The sequence below is a fragment of the Streptococcus sanguinis genome (genome assembly GCF_013343115.1).
GTDB classification, from domain to species: domain Bacteria; phylum Bacillota; class Bacilli; order Lactobacillales; family Streptococcaceae; genus Streptococcus; species Streptococcus sanguinis_H.
On sequence record NZ_CP054570.1, the window covers coordinates 147,120 to 161,960 of the forward strand.

A 14,841-nucleotide genomic window follows, 5' to 3' on the forward strand; every position below is an offset into this window, starting at 1 on the left:
CTATATCGAACTGCGATATAATTTTTTATATCAAGGTTCGATATATCGAGGTGAAAGTGAGTTGAGAAGATGAGTGGATTGACAGAAAAGCTTAGGAGAGTCTATGTGCCAATGACAGAGACAGGTTTTTATATCCTCTTCTGTCTTCAGAAAGAAAGGCATGGCTACAGTATTACTCAAAAAGTCAAGGAGCTGACAGAGGGACAGCTATCTATCAGCCCTGGAACCATGTACGGAACCTTGGCAAAGATGGAAAAAGATGGTCTGATTGCCTTTGTTCGTGAGGAAGAAAAGAGAAAACTCTATTCTATCACGGAGCTTGGGAAGCAGATTTTAGAGTTGGAAATCCAGCGGATTAAGCGCCTTTACCGCAATAGTAAGGAGGAAGTTTGATGGAAAAGAGAATTGTCTATAAAATCTTTACCATTGCAGACTATGACAGAGAAGCAGCTTATTTTAAAAAAATGCACATCCAGGGCTGGAAATTGAAGAAAGTAAGTTATTCTCCCTTTCTTGTTGCAGTTCGTTATACTTTTGAAGCATGTCCGCCTCAGGAAGTGGCCTATCAATTGGATTTTCGCCCCATGAAGAAGGCGGAGCAAGAATCCTATTATCAACTGTTTGAGGATTGTGGCTGGAAGCATATTACAAACTTTAATCAGTTCTCTTATTTCCGCAAACCGGTTTCTCAGATTGATGCAGACAGCGATTTTGAAATCTATAATGACGCATGGTCTAAGCTAGAAATGGTCAAGCGTTTACTTGTATGGCGGTTTTTACCAGCCATCATGGTTTTGTGTGTCACTACCTATCTCATTCTAGATATTTCCCAGAAAAGTTTGAAAGCAAGTCTATTATTCAAATCAATCTTAGCAATAGACTGTGTCATATTGCTCATCCTGTTCTGCCAACTGGTCCATATTGCCTTGCGTTTTTGGAAAATGAGGCAGGAACTGAAAGACTGATTGCAGTTTTGTTAAATACTGTTGTGAAAGCGAGGAAAACAATGAAAAAGACCATTATTGAAGTGCAAGGCTTGAAAAAGAAATTCAAGGAACAAGAAGCCTTGGCAGGAATCGATTTTTCCATCCGAGAGGGAGAGATTTTTGGCTTCCTAGGACCGTCTGGATCTGGTAAAACGACGACTATCAATATTTTGACTGGTCAGTTGTCTGCAGATTCTGGAACAGCTCATGTGCTGTCTGCTCCGGTTGAGGATTTAAAGGCAGAAGTCCTGGAGCAGATTGGTATTGTCAGCGATAGCAGTGGTTTTTATGAAAAGATGTCACTTTATAAAAATCTCAAGGCTTATGCTATGCTCTTTGGTGTTAATATGACAGAAGTCGATGAACTTCTCCGAAAAGTGGGACTTTATGATAGTCGCAACAAGGTGGCTGAAAAACTATCTACGGGTATGAAACAGCGCATGCTACTGGTCCGTGCCTTGATTAACCGACCTAAACTGCTCTTCTTGGATGAGCCAACCAGTGGTTTGGATCCGTCAACCTCTCGCACCATTCATGAACTACTGCTGGAACTAAAAACGCAGGGGACAACTATTTTTCTGACGACCCATGACATGCAGGAAGCTACCCTCTTGTGTGATCGCTTGGCCTTGCTAAGTAAAGGAAAACTAGTCGAAGTAGGCAGTCCGCATGAGATAATCCAAAAGTATAATACAGATAAGAAGGTTCGTTTAGAATATGAAGATTTGACGACGAAGACAGTTACCTTTGATGAACTGCAAGGAGGCTTGGATTTGTCCAATGTTATCAGTATTCATTCCTGCGAACCAACTTTAGAAGATGTTTTCATCACTTTGACAGGAGGTACCTTAAATGTCTAATAAATTAAAAGGTATGATTTGGCTGAGAGGTCAAGTGACGCTAGCTAATAAAAGTATTCTGTTGCAGGTTTTCATGCCGATTTTTCTCATTTTTCTCTATAAATTTATTTTTTCTTTGAATGGAGCAGGTAAGGAAATTGGAGCGGATAAACTAGCTATTATGTTGCTTACGATCTCTCTGCCTTTCTCTCTAGCCATGTCTGTTGGGACACCTATCATCATCATCCTAGCTGAGGAAAGAGAAAAACATAATTTGCAAAGTTTGCGCTTGGCTGGTGTGACAGCGGGGCAATATATTCTCTCCGCTTTAATCTGGCCTGCGATTATTGGGATTTTTTATATCGTCATTACCCCACTTTTGGTAGGAGCCAAGCTTTCTAATCATCTGTTCAGTTATAGTTTGGTTCTCTTATTGACCATGCTGGTCTTAATTTTCTTCTTTTTAATGGTTGGTCTGTTTTGTAAAAATCAGGTCATGGCACAATCCCTTAGTGTTCCAGCCATGCTCTTGGCGGCATTTATTCCTATGTTTTCAAATATGAGCGAGGATTTATTTAAGGTACTGCGTTATAGTTTTATGGGCTTATTTACTAGCTATATGAGAGATTGGTCTCATTTCCATTTATGGAGCGGAGAATTTTTGGCTCTGCTAGTTTGGTTGCTTCTTTTTGCAGGAATTTCTTTCTATTTGATGCGCCGTTTGCAAATCTTGGACGACTAATCTAGGTCGCTAGACTGATTTTTAGCACTCTTGAAAAAAGAGTGCTAATTTTTTGAGTTTTTGTCTTGACTTTGGAGTAGAAGAGTGTATAATAGAATCATGAGTTAGCACTCGAGGTGGTTGAGTGCTAATTGACAGCAGAATCTTGATTGGAGGTGATGCCGTGGTCACGGAGCGTCAAAATGAGATTTTGAATTTGATTATTGATATCTTTACCAAGACTCACGAGCCGGTCGGCTCCAAAGCCCTGCAGGATTCTATCAATTCCAGTAGTGCCACCATCCGAAACGATATGGCAGCTTTGGAAAAGCAGGGGCTTCTGGAAAAGGCGCATACGTCCAGCGGCCGTAAGCCTAGCGTGGCTGGTTTTCAGTACTTTGTCAAGCATTCTCTGTCCTTTGATCGTCTCGCTGAGAATGAACTTTATGAGGTTATCAAAGCCTTTGACCATGAGTTTTTCAACTTGGAGGACATTCTTCAACAGGCAGCAGACCTTTTGACCAAGCTCAGTGGATGCACGGTTGTTGCACTGGATGTAGAACCCAGTCGGCAGCGTTTGACAGCTTTTGACATCGTTGTGCTCAGTCAGCACACGGCTCTGGCGGTCTTCACCTTGGATGAGTCCAATACCATTACCAGTCAGTTTATGATTCCGCGTAACTTCTTAAAAGAAGACCTGGATAGGCTTAAAGGCCTAGTAAGGGAGCGGTTCTTGGGACAGACAGTGCTGGACATCCATTACAAGATTCGGACGGAAATTCCGCAGATTATTCAGCGCTATTTCACCACGACGGACAATGTTATCCAGCTCTTTGAGCATATCTTTGGTGATATTTTCAAGGAAAATGTGATTCTGTCTGGTAAGGTTCAGCTCTTAGAATTCTCAGATCTGACGGCCTATCAGTTTTTTGATGACCCGCAGAAAGTAGCATTTGAAATTCGCGATAGTTTGGCTGAAGATCAGATGCAAAGCGTGCGCGTGGCAGACAGTAGAGAAAGCTGTTTGGCTGATTTGACACTAATTTCCAGCAAATTCCTGATTCCTTATCGAGGATTTGGAGTGCTGGCAGTTGTCGGTCCGGTCAATCTTGACTACCAACGACTGGTCAGTCAGATGAATGTTGTCAACCGCGTGCTGACCATGAAACTAACCGACTTCTATCGTTACCTTAGCAGTAATCACTACGAAGTCCATTAATTATAGTATAAATATTCCTAAAAAGGAGGTGCCTTGTGGCAAAGCATAAACAAGAAGAACATCCAGAAGATGTAGAAGTAAAAGAGGAAGCTGTAGAAGCAGCTGAGCAAGCTGAATCAGCAAGCCCTGAAAAATCAGAATTAGAACTAGCTAATGAGCGGGCAGAAGATTTTGAAAACAAATATCTCCGCGCTCATGCAGAAATGCAGAACATCCAGCGCCGAGCAAATGAAGAACGCCAGCAGCTGCAAAGATACCGCAGTCAGGACTTGGCAAAAGCTATTTTGCCTTCGATAGATAATCTGGAGCGCGCACTTGCCGTTGAAGGGCTGACAGATGATGTCAAAAAGGGGCTGGAAATGGTGCAGGAAAGTTTGATTCATGCTCTCAAAGAAGAGGGTATCGAAGAAATCCCAGCTGACGGAGCTTTTGACCATAACTATCACATGGCCATTCAAACAGTTCCAGCTGACGATGAGCACCCAGCTGACACTATCGCGCAGGTCTTCCAAAAAGGCTACAAACTTCATGACCGTATCCTTAGACCGGCTATGGTAGTAGTTTATAATTAGAAAGAGTAAGATATCATGTTTAATTTTAACGATTGGGAAGAAATTGTTGCTGAATACGTTAATACTAACGTAGGAAATGATGATTTCGTGTATGGAAATTTTATTGATTGGGACAGCTTTAGAAGAGAACACGGAGATGAAGTCTTAGAAACGTTAGGAATTGATTTTAACGCAAATAATATTTCTGAAAAGTTAGATGAAGTTGGAGTTCCATCTGATTATGAATATGAGGAAGGAAATCCAGATTTCCCAGACTCATTCCGTCATTGGAAACCATAGTATAGTAAATATAGTTAAAAATAAGAGAGGTAAAAATATGTCTAAAATTATCGGTATTGACTTAGGTACAACAAACTCAGCAGTTGCAGTTCTTGAAGGAACTGAAAGCAAAATCATTGCAAACCCAGAAGGAAATCGCACAACACCATCTGTAGTGTCATTCAAAAATGGTGAAATCATCGTTGGTGATGCGGCAAAACGTCAAGCAGTAACAAATCCAGATACAATCATTTCCATCAAATCAAAAATGGGAACATCTGAAAAAGTAGCTGCTAACGGTAAAGAATACACTCCGCAAGAAATCTCAGCTATGATTCTGCAATACTTGAAAGGCTATGCAGAAGAGTACCTTGGTGAAAAAGTAAGCAAAGCAGTTATCACAGTACCAGCTTACTTTAACGATGCGCAACGTCAAGCGACTAAAGATGCTGGTAAAATCGCTGGTCTTGAAGTAGAACGTATCGTCAACGAACCAACTGCAGCAGCCCTTGCTTACGGTCTTGACAAACAAGATAAAGAAGAAAAGATCTTGGTCTTTGACTTGGGTGGTGGTACCTTTGACGTTTCAATCCTTGAGTTGGGTGATGGCGTCTTTGATGTACTGGCAACTGCTGGTGACAACAAACTCGGTGGTGATGACTTTGACCAAAAGATTATCGACCACATGGTGGCTGAGTTCAAGAAAGAGAACGGCATCGACTTGTCAAATGATAAGATGGCGCTTCAACGTTTGAAAGATGCAGCTGAAAAGGCTAAGAAAGATCTTTCAGGTGTAACTTCTACTCAAATCAGCTTGCCGTTTATCACAGCTGGTGACGCTGGACCTCTCCACTTGGAAATGACTCTGACTCGTGCTAAATTCGACGATTTGACTCGTGACTTGGTAGAGCGCACTAAAGAACCAGTTCGCCGTGCTCTTTCTGACGCAGGTTTGAGCTTGTCAGAAATCAACGAAGTAATCTTGGTTGGTGGTTCAACTCGTATTCCTGCAGTTGTGGAAGCTGTTAAGGCTGAAACTGGTAAAGAGCCAAACAAATCAGTGAACCCTGATGAAGTAGTTGCTATGGGTGCTGCTATCCAAGGTGGTGTCATCACTGGTGATGTCAAAGACGTTGTCCTTCTTGACGTAACACCATTGTCACTTGGTATCGAAACAATGGGTGGCGTCTTCACTAAGCTGATTGACCGCAACACAACAATTCCAACTTCTAAATCACAAGTCTTCTCTACAGCAGCGGACAACCAACCAGCCGTTGATATCCATGTTCTTCAAGGTGAACGCCCAATGGCAGCAGACAACAAGACTCTTGGACGTTTCCAATTGACAGATATCCCAGCAGCTCCTCGTGGAATCCCTCAAATCGAAGTAACCTTTGACATCGATAAGAACGGTATCGTATCTGTTAAGGCTAAAGACCTTGGAACTCAAAAAGAACAACACATTGTTATCCAATCTAACAGCGGCCTGACTGACGAAGAAATCGACCGTATGATGAAGGATGCGGAAGCAAATGCTGAAGCAGATAAGAAACGTAAAGAAGAAGTTGACCTTCGTAACGAAGTTGACCAAGCTATCTTTGCGACTGAAAAGACTATTAAGGAAACAGAAGGCAAAGGCTTCGACGCAGAGCGTGACGCTACCCAAGCTGCTCTTGATGAACTTAAGAAAGCGCAAGAAGACAATAACTTGGACGACATGAAAGTGAAATTGGAAGCTCTCAACGAAAAAGCTCAAGCACTGGCAGTGAAACTCTATGAACAAGCTGCTGCGGCTCAACAAGCCCAAGCAGGAGCAGAAGGAGCTGAAAACACGGGCTCAACTAAAGCAGACGATGATGTCGTAGACGGAGAGTTTACTGAGAAATAGGCGGTGAGACAGAACTAAAATTGAAAGTTTTTAGTTCGTAGTCGAACCCCCGCGAGGATGATTAGGATTTTTGGGAGTCTGAAAGACGAACCTAAAATCCAATCAGCTACCGCGTCAAAAATTTTTCAAAAAAAATTGTTTTGAAAATTTCACGTCGTAATGATAGGAAGAAATCCAGAGGTTGCAACCCAGCCTCTGTTTTTCGGTAAACTAGAGGGTGACGCTTATGAAGAAAGTGCTCTGTTTAATTTATCCTAATTTTTCACTTTATGAAGTAGTTGGTCTGACCAGTACTTTAGCTCTATCTTTTGGTGTTGAGGTTGATTATGTTGGTACAGATAGAAATGTTATAAGATCGGAAGATGGACTTCCCTGTCAACCTACTGGAACACTGGATGAAGTAGTTATCGAAGACTATTCTTGTGTCATTTTGCCAGGGATGATAAATATTGCCCCTGCTTTGCATGATGAAAAATTGATTTCTTTCCTAAGAAGTTTGAAGCAGCAAGAGATTTTGATTGCAGCTATTTCATCAGCTCCCATTTTATTGGCGAAAGCAGGTTTATTGAAGGATAATAAATTTACTGGTGGGATTTGGCAAAACTTCTTTGACTATTTTGAATTTCTTCCACGTGAGAATTTCAAAGCTCAAGCTGTTCTACAAGATAAAAACATCATTACAGCTGTTGGCTTTGCACATCAAGCGTTTGCAAGAAAAGTGCTTCTTAGTCTAGATTTGGTAGATAATGCTGACAACTATTTTAAAGAACAGAATCAGTATTCGGAAGAGGACTTGATATTCACTTTATCCGATGAAGAGTTTGCTGAGATGAAGCATGAATTTGAAAATACCCTCTAATCAATATTTTCTAAAATTTAAAGAAAGGAACATGGGTGTTCGCAACTGAACACGGGTTCCAAAAATTCTGACTCAATATAAAAGAAAGGAACTGAACCCGACCTAAATTCTCGGAAAAAAGAGAAATCTGTCTAGGAGCATCGCTCCGTCGCCTGATTTCCTATTTTTCAGTCGAATTTTACGGTCTTGGTATCTTATATGAACAATACAGAATATTATGACCGTCTAGGTGTCTCTAAGAATGCTTCTCAGGATGAGATCAAGAGAGCCTATCGGAAATTATCTAAAAAATACCACCCCGACATTAATAAGGAAGCTGGGGCGGAGGATAAATATAAAGAAGTCCAAGAGGCTTATGAGACGCTGAGCGACGAGCAAAAGCGGGCAGCCTATGATCAATACGGTGCAGCGGGAGCTAATGGTGGCTTTGGCGGTGGTGCAGGTGGCTTCGGTGGCTTTGATGGCTCCGGTTTTGGCGGCTTCGAAGACATCTTCTCTAGCTTCTTCGGTGGAGGTGCTTCGCGTAATCCTAATGCTCCGCGCCAAGGGGACGATCTCCAGTATCGTGTAAATCTCCGCTTTGAAGAAGCCATTTTCGGAGCTGAGAAGGAAATCAAGTATAACCGTGAAGCGACCTGTCATACCTGTGCTGGGTCTGGTGCCAAGCCAGGGACTAGTCCTGTTACCTGTGGCCGCTGTCATGGCTCAGGTGTCATCAATGTTGATACCCAGACACCGCTTGGCATGATGCGTCGCCAAGTGACCTGTGATGTCTGTCATGGCCGAGGAAAAGAAATCAAAAGTCCTTGTGAAACCTGTCACGGAACGGGTCATGAAAAACAGGCTCACAGCGTTAAGGTGAAAATCCCAGCTGGTGTGGAAACTGGTCAGCAGGTCCGTCTGTCTGGTCAAGGTGAAGCAGGCTTTAATGGCGGCCCTTATGGTGATCTTTATGTTGTGGTCCAAGTTGAGCCGAGTGACAAGTTTGAGCGAGATGGCTCTACCATTTACTACAAGCTCAATCTCAACTTTGTCCAAGCAGCTCTTGGTGACAGTGTGGATATTCCAACTGTTCACGGGGATGTGGAGCTGAATATCCCAGAAGGAACACAGACTGGCAAGCGTTTCCGTCTGCGTGGCAAGGGAGCACCGAGTCTGCGTGGTGGAAGCATGGGTGACCAGTATGTTACTGTCAATGTTGTGACACCGACTGGCCTCAACGACCGTCAAAAAGCGGCCCTCAAAGAATTTGCGGAAGCTGGCAATATCTCGGTCAATCCTAAGAAAAAAGGCTTCTTCGACAAAATGAAAGATGCCTTGGAAGATTTGTAATCATATAAAAAGGAGCAGCCTAATGCTGTTCTTTTTATGTTTTCTAGAAGGACATTTGGCAAATGTAGTCAAGTAAGAGAGCAGCTCTAATCAGCCTTTTAATTAAAAGAAATTCACAATAAAAAGCGTAAAGAGATTTTCTCTATTTACTTTTACAAAAATTAATTGTTTTTTTAAGTAAAATCTATTGTAAAAATTTCCTAAAAGATATATGATAATACTATATGTATAAAACGCATCTTTTTAGCCTGCTGGGGAGTTGGTTAGGAAGATAATGGGAGATTATCTTTATACATTTTAGGAAAAAGGGGATTTATAAAGTGAAACGTTTTGAAAAAGTGCAGGAGCGAATTCAGAAATATTCGATTCGCAAATTGTCTGTTGGTGTGGGCTCAGTTGCCATTGCAGCTCTGATTTTTGGGAGCTCTTTGTCCAGTTCGACAGTTGCTGCAGATGAAGTAGGAGGCGGTGCGACTGCTCACTATACTTATGTTGAAGAGCAAGAGCTAACAGAGCAGGAAAAAGGTCTGATTAAGAAAGGTCTGCCTGAAAATCTGCAAACAGGGGAAAATTATTACCTGATTTATCGGAAGCAAGATGGGCAAACTGTCTTGCCGAGTACAGGAAATAACGGTCAGCCGCTTCTCGGCTTATTTGCGGGAACTGCTATTTTGGCTGTCTTGGTATTCTCACGTAAGAAATCTGGTAAGTTACTAGGAGTGCTTTTGCTAGGCAGCTTGGGACAAACTGCGTTACAGTCTCCTCAAGCGTTTGCGCTAGAAAATCGGGAATTGCTTTCATATAACCGTCAAGTTGCGGTTTCGTCAACAGTTTCTGAAGCAGATGTGACTATTGCAGGCTATAACTATATCGGTTACTTTACCGCTTCTGATTTGCGTACTTTGACAGAGACCAAGATAACCTCTTTGCCAGCTGGTCAAGAGGCTCAAGCGCAAGCAGAAGTGTCAGAAGCTGCAAAAGAGGATTCTGATTCTATTGATCGAGCTGCTCAGGCAGGGTTGCAGTATCAGCTGAATCCTGATGAAAGTGATTCTGGCCAGATAGGAAATCTTCCAACTCCAGATCCAACTCCAAATCCTAGTCTAGCTCCTCAGTCGTCAAATCCACCTATAGAAACGGCAAAAGGGGAAAGTTTACAAGAGCCCGCCTTGCCAGAGTACAGCGGTGCTGTGAACGGTGAGTCGCTAGTTCAAGCGGAAACTCCAGTCTATGATGCTCCAGTTGCTACAGTTAGTGACACGGCTCCGGTTGAGCCCGCCCTCCCAGAATATACAGGCGGCGTTAACGGCGAGTCGGCAGTTCAACCTGAGAAACCAGCTTATACAGAGTCGATAGGCACAGCAGAGGATACAGCCCCAGTCGAGCCAGTTTTGCCAGAATATACAGGCGGCGTTAACGGCGAATCGACAGTTCAAGCAGACAATCCAGTCTATGATGCTCCGGTAGCTACAGTTAGTGACACGGCTCCGGTTGAGCCCGCTTTGCCAGAATACACAGGTGGCGTTAATGGTGAGTCAACAGTTCAGCCAGAACAGCCTAGTCTGCATACAGACATCAAGCTAGAAACGATTGAACCTCAAGTTGTCAACAAGACAGATGATAGCAAGTATCTTGATGAGGAGACCATTGTCGATGGAACTCCAGGACAAAAAGAAATTGTAACCAGCTATGAAGTCTTGGACGGTAATCGCATATCGGAGCCGCAAACAACTGAAAGAATCTTGCATGAAGCAGTTGATACAGTGGTCACTCGGGGTAGCAAGGCTCGCATCAATAAAGAAGAATTGAGCAAGCAGCTAGCTTTAGCAGCGGCTGTGGATCCAGCAGTTTACAACAATCAATCCTATCAGCAGCTGCAAGCAATTAAGAATATGGCTGCGACGGTTTATCAAACTTCGTCAAGTCAAGATGAAGTAGATGCAGGCGTCAATCAACTCAAGCAGGCTTTAGCCGACTTATTGGCTCTTAAAACAGCGCCAACTCTGACTGTTTCAGCGGTTAAGAAGGATGAATTGCAGAAGTCAGCGCAAATTCAATACCAGCTGACGGACAGGGATCAAGCCTTTACTAGTGCTCATGTTCGTCTGAAGAAGGATGGTCAATTAATAGCAGAGCAAAACTTGGCGACCGGTCAGTTGACTGCCAGCTTCAGTGGTTTGGACTACTATTCACCTTATGATATCGAGACGACCCTGTCTTATGACTTAGGAAATGGATCTGAAAGCAAAGAGTTAGCTCGAGAGACAGTTCAGCTTGACCTTAAGAAGGTGGAACTCAAGTCCATCACTAATGTCGCCTTGATGAAGGTTGAGAATGGTCAGACAAAATTGATGCCTACTTTGGCTGAAAAACCAGCAAATCTGGACCAATATTACCTGCACTTTACATCCGACCAGTTCAAGGACACTGTCCTGCCGGTTACCTCTATCGAGGAAGTGGTCGTTGATAACCAGCCTGTCTTCAAGATCAAGGCTCAGCTACCAGACTTGCTGCAAAGAAGCACAACTGGTCTTCAAAACAGCTTTGATTTCTATCTGGAAAAAGCCAAGAAGCGTGAAGGGAATGTCTATTATGACTTCCAAGACCTTTTGGACGGCATCAAGGAAAATCCTTCTGGAACCTTTATTCTGGGTCGCAGTATCAGTGCCAATCTGATTGACAAACCAGCTAACAGCAAGTCTTACTTGCCAGGTGAATTCAAAGGTCAGCTGATTGGTGGGCAAAATGGTGAGCGCCATGCGATTTTAGACTTGGCGCATCCTCTATTTGATACGATTAATGGCGGAATGGTCAAGGATATTGACTTTAAGCGGGTTAATATGGTTTATCCAGATTCGCAAGCGGGGGATACAATTGCGACAATTGCTGCTCGCTTGAAGAATAAAGGAGTAATCGAAAACGTCAATGTCCAAGGCTACTTGGAAGGAAGAGACCATATTGCCGGTCTGGTTAACAATATAGAAGGCCAATCTCGAGTTGAAAATGTCTCCTTTAAGGGTCAGATTAAGTCCAAGGGTGGAAACTCTGTTACAGCCGGTATCGCTGGAACTAACGCCATGTCCTTGGTAAGCCGAGCTTATGTCGAAGCAGATATTTGGGTCAAGAGTGGCCAAAACGCAGGTATGCTGGTCGCTCAAAACTTCACTGACTATTCAGGTTCAGGCTGGGGGAATTGGGGCAGATTGATGCAATCAGTTGCCAAAGGTAAGTTGGAGGATGCAGGCTCAAGAAATGCGGCTGGTATCGCTGCTTCCATTTGGCCGTATGGAACTATCAATGACACAGTCAGCTATGCCACAGTAGTGAACGGTAAAGAGCTCTTTAGCTCAGATAATGAGATTACCGACGCTTGGATGGGGCAAAAACTCCAAAACCTTTTTGGTGTTCAGGGACACAGCTCTGGAACCAAGACAGGAAAAGATGCCAAGTTCCGTCGCTTGACAGAAGCTGAAGCGGAGCAAAAAGTTAAGAGCTATCGGATTACGGCTCTTGAACAAACCAGCGCAAATGAAGTAACAACTGAGAAGCTAAATGCTGCTATCCTGAGAACAAGTACTTATCAAGATAAACCAGGATACAAGGCAGAAAATGAACAGCTTTATCAGAACTTAGAGCGCTTTATGCCTTTCTACAATCAAGAGTTCTTGATTCATGAGGCCAATAAGCTGGTGGACGCTGGTAAGGCGGGCGATCTGTTGACTAAGAAAGTTCTATCAGTTCAAGCGCTGAAGGGCAACCAGTTTGTCGCTAGCGGAACAGATGCAGATAAGATCTTAGTCCATTTTGAAGACGGAAGCAAGACTATCTACAATCTTCAAAATCAAGCACGATTTGAACAGACGGCTCTGCCGGAATATCAGATTGCAGAGCTTGGTACAGTCTATACTCCAAATCACTCAACGGCAGTCAAAGAAGACTTGCTGACTCAGCTGACTGAGAGCTTGAAGAGCTTTGACCTGTACAGTGATGAGGTCTATCGTTCTGTTGGTCTGCCTAATGATAATGACAAGGTCAACAAAGTGAAGCGCCTCTTCTTGGATGAATCTCTGGCTGAGGTGAAAGCCAACTTGCAGGATATGCTTGGTAAGCTCCTGGCCAATGAATGGACAAGATTCCATGCTGACAATCCAGCAGCCAACGAAGCTCTGAAAGCTAAAATCGAAGAGAATAAGACGGCTATCATGCTCGGTCTGACCTATCTTAACCGTTATTACGATCTCAAATTTGGCGACTACAACCTCAAGGAGCTGGTGCTCTTCAAACCTGACTTCTATGGTGAAAAAGTACCATTGCTGGATCGCTTGATTAAGATTGGGCGTTCGACAGAAAATCAACTGAAAGGGGCAGACAATGTCAATATGTTTGCACGTCAGTTGAAGGCTGAGTCCAAGTCTAGTGATTTAGTGGCTTACTTGGATTACAATCGTCGCCTGCTGACTGACTTTGCGGATATGGATTCATGGTTCAAGGATGCAACCCGAGGCTTTATTCAGTTTGAAGAACGCCAGTCAGAAGTCGAGGAGATTAAGTCCGCTAAGTATCGCGTCTTTGATAACCTCAACTCTGAATATTTCAGCAATTATATCCTTCCGCTTCTAACCTTGAAGAATACGCGTTTAGCCATTCTGTCAAACTATAGCACGATGGCCTTTGTCAACAGAGACAAGCGCCGGTCATGGACTGATGAACGATTTAACGCGCGCATCAAGGAAGTAGCGACCCAGCATCGAAATCACGTAGACACTTGGTACAAACTGCTCTCAGATGATATCAAGTCCAGAATGGTCAAGCAAAATGTAACGGCTGTATGGGATGGTTTTGATGTAGAAGGACGTGGCTGGATTGATGTCAACGGAAATGATAATAAGGGCAATCCTTATGCACCATCCCGCGAGTTCTTTAACCTAGTTGGTGGCAGAGCTGGTGGCTGGTACAAGTCAAATGGCTATGGTGCCCATGCTGCTGGTTCGATCCGTGTGAACTTCGAGGCCTTTGATCTCTTGACAGAATACGGTGTGTCCGTCTTCACGCACGAACTCACCCACGTCAATGACAGAGATATTTATCTGGGCGGACATGGCAGACGACAAGGGATCGGACCAGAAGGCTATGCCCAAGGGTTGCTCCAATCGCCTGTTCCTGGTCAGCCGGGCTGGGGTGCTCTGGGTCTCAATATGGCCTTTGATCGTCCAAATAATGGTAGTCTCATTTTCAATAGCTCGCCAAGTCTCTTCAAGAACCGAGCAGACATCGACCACTATATGAAGGGCTATAATGATACTCTCATGCTGCTGGATTACCTTGAAGGTCAAGCAGTTGTGGATAAAGGAAATGCAGCAGCTGCTAAATGGTTCAAGAAGGTTGAGCCGAAGGTTGTAGATGCTCGGACTCAATATGATGTCGTGAGAGAGTTGACGGCAGAAGAGAAAGCGGCCATGTCAGTTTCATCTGTAGAGGACTTGGTTGATCAAGGCTTGCTGTCTAACCGTGCAGTTGACAATCGAACTTATAATCCTGCTGACTATGACTCTAGTTACATTTCTATCGACTTCATGACGGGTATCTATGGTGGCGGTCAAAACAATACTGGAGCGCCAGGAGCCTTGATGTTCAAGCATAATACCTTCAGAATTTGGGGTTACTATGGCTATGAAAAAGGCTTTGTAAGCTATGCTTCCAATAAACACCGCAAGACAGCCAATGAACAAGGTGTGACTGGTTTGAGCGATAACTTTATCATCAAGCAAATTTCTGAAGGCGAATTTGAAACAATGGAAGACTTCAAGAAAGCTTACTTCAGAAAAGTTGTGGATAAAGCACAAACCTCAGGTATTAAGCCAGTGACTGTCAACGGAAAAGTCTATCACACTTATGAAGAGCTGAAAGCTGGCTTTGCAGAAGCTGTTGACAAGGATTTGAAGAAATCTCGTGTCGATGAACGCGCAACCAAGGACTTCAAGTATGCTGTCTTTACGCAATTACTCAAGAACACCAACAGCTTTATGGATGAAAACTCCATTTGGGGCTCCTAAGAAATAGTGTCAGATTTGTAGTTAGTGTAACTGCAAATAATGACCTTCAGCAATATGCAATCAATAACCCATTTGAATTTGCTCTGTTTGTGTCGTCACTGACAGTCTGATTCA

General features: G+C 43.4%; 11 protein-coding genes. All 11 read left to right on the forward strand.

The window, feature by feature from the left end; all coding sequences use genetic code 11:
• The first annotated feature begins 69 nt into the window (after positions 1 to 69).
• The 11 genes from FOC72_RS00730 (at position 70) to FOC72_RS00780 (ending at position 14,727) form a co-directional block, all read left to right on the forward strand.
• Positions 70 to 393 carry a PadR family transcriptional regulator gene (locus FOC72_RS00730; protein WP_002893722.1) on the forward strand — a complete coding sequence of 108 codons (324 nt, stop codon included), beginning with the start codon at positions 70 to 72 and terminating at the stop codon, positions 391 to 393.
• Positions 393 to 965, forward strand: a complete 573-nt coding sequence (locus FOC72_RS00735) for a DUF2812 domain-containing protein (protein ID WP_002893721.1) — start codon at positions 393 to 395, stop codon at positions 963 to 965. The genes FOC72_RS00730 and FOC72_RS00735 overlap by 1 nt, the downstream gene beginning before the upstream one ends.
• 41 nt (positions 966 to 1,006) lie before the next feature.
• Positions 1,007 to 1,846 (forward strand): ABC transporter ATP-binding protein, encoded by an 840-nt coding sequence (locus FOC72_RS00740; RefSeq protein WP_032913976.1) that lies wholly within the window; start codon positions 1,007 to 1,009, stop codon positions 1,844 to 1,846.
• Positions 1,839 to 2,567 (forward strand): ABC transporter permease, encoded by a 729-nt coding sequence (locus tag FOC72_RS00745; protein ID WP_002893718.1) that lies wholly within the window; start codon positions 1,839 to 1,841, stop codon positions 2,565 to 2,567. The genes FOC72_RS00740 and FOC72_RS00745 overlap by 8 nt, the downstream gene beginning before the upstream one ends.
• Before the next feature lie 163 nt (positions 2,568 to 2,730).
• The gene (gene hrcA / locus FOC72_RS00750; RefSeq protein WP_011837494.1) at positions 2,731 to 3,765 is read left to right on the forward strand and encodes a heat-inducible transcriptional repressor HrcA; all 1,035 of its coding nucleotides are present in this window, start codon (positions 2,731 to 2,733) and stop codon (positions 3,763 to 3,765) included.
• 35 nt (positions 3,766 to 3,800) lie between these two features.
• Complete coding sequence (gene grpE, locus FOC72_RS00755; RefSeq protein WP_002893715.1) at positions 3,801 to 4,337, forward strand: nucleotide exchange factor GrpE; 537 nt, start codon at positions 3,801 to 3,803, stop codon at positions 4,335 to 4,337.
• A gap of 15 nt (positions 4,338 to 4,352) precedes the next feature.
• Positions 4,353 to 4,616, forward strand: coding sequence for a hypothetical protein (locus tag FOC72_RS00760; protein WP_002893714.1), 264 nt, complete (start codon positions 4,353 to 4,355; stop codon positions 4,614 to 4,616).
• A gap of 37 nt (positions 4,617 to 4,653) precedes the next feature.
• Positions 4,654 to 6,483, forward strand: a complete 1,830-nt coding sequence (gene dnaK, locus FOC72_RS00765) for a molecular chaperone DnaK (RefSeq protein ID WP_002893712.1) — start codon at positions 4,654 to 4,656, stop codon at positions 6,481 to 6,483.
• Between the two features lie 226 nt (positions 6,484 to 6,709).
• Positions 6,710 to 7,342 (forward strand): DJ-1/PfpI family protein, encoded by a 633-nt coding sequence (locus tag FOC72_RS00770; RefSeq protein WP_002893709.1) that lies wholly within the window; start codon positions 6,710 to 6,712, stop codon positions 7,340 to 7,342.
• Between the two features lie 198 nt (positions 7,343 to 7,540).
• Entirely contained in the window at positions 7,541 to 8,674 is a 1,134-nt protein-coding gene (gene dnaJ / locus FOC72_RS00775) for a molecular chaperone DnaJ (RefSeq protein WP_002893708.1), read from the forward strand.
• Between the two features lie 320 nt (positions 8,675 to 8,994).
• A complete protein-coding gene (locus FOC72_RS00780) occupies positions 8,995 to 14,727 on the forward strand; it encodes an SIALI-17 repeat-containing surface protein (protein WP_002893707.1) in 5,733 nt (1,910 codons plus the stop codon).
• Positions 14,728 to 14,841 lie beyond the last annotated feature (114 nt).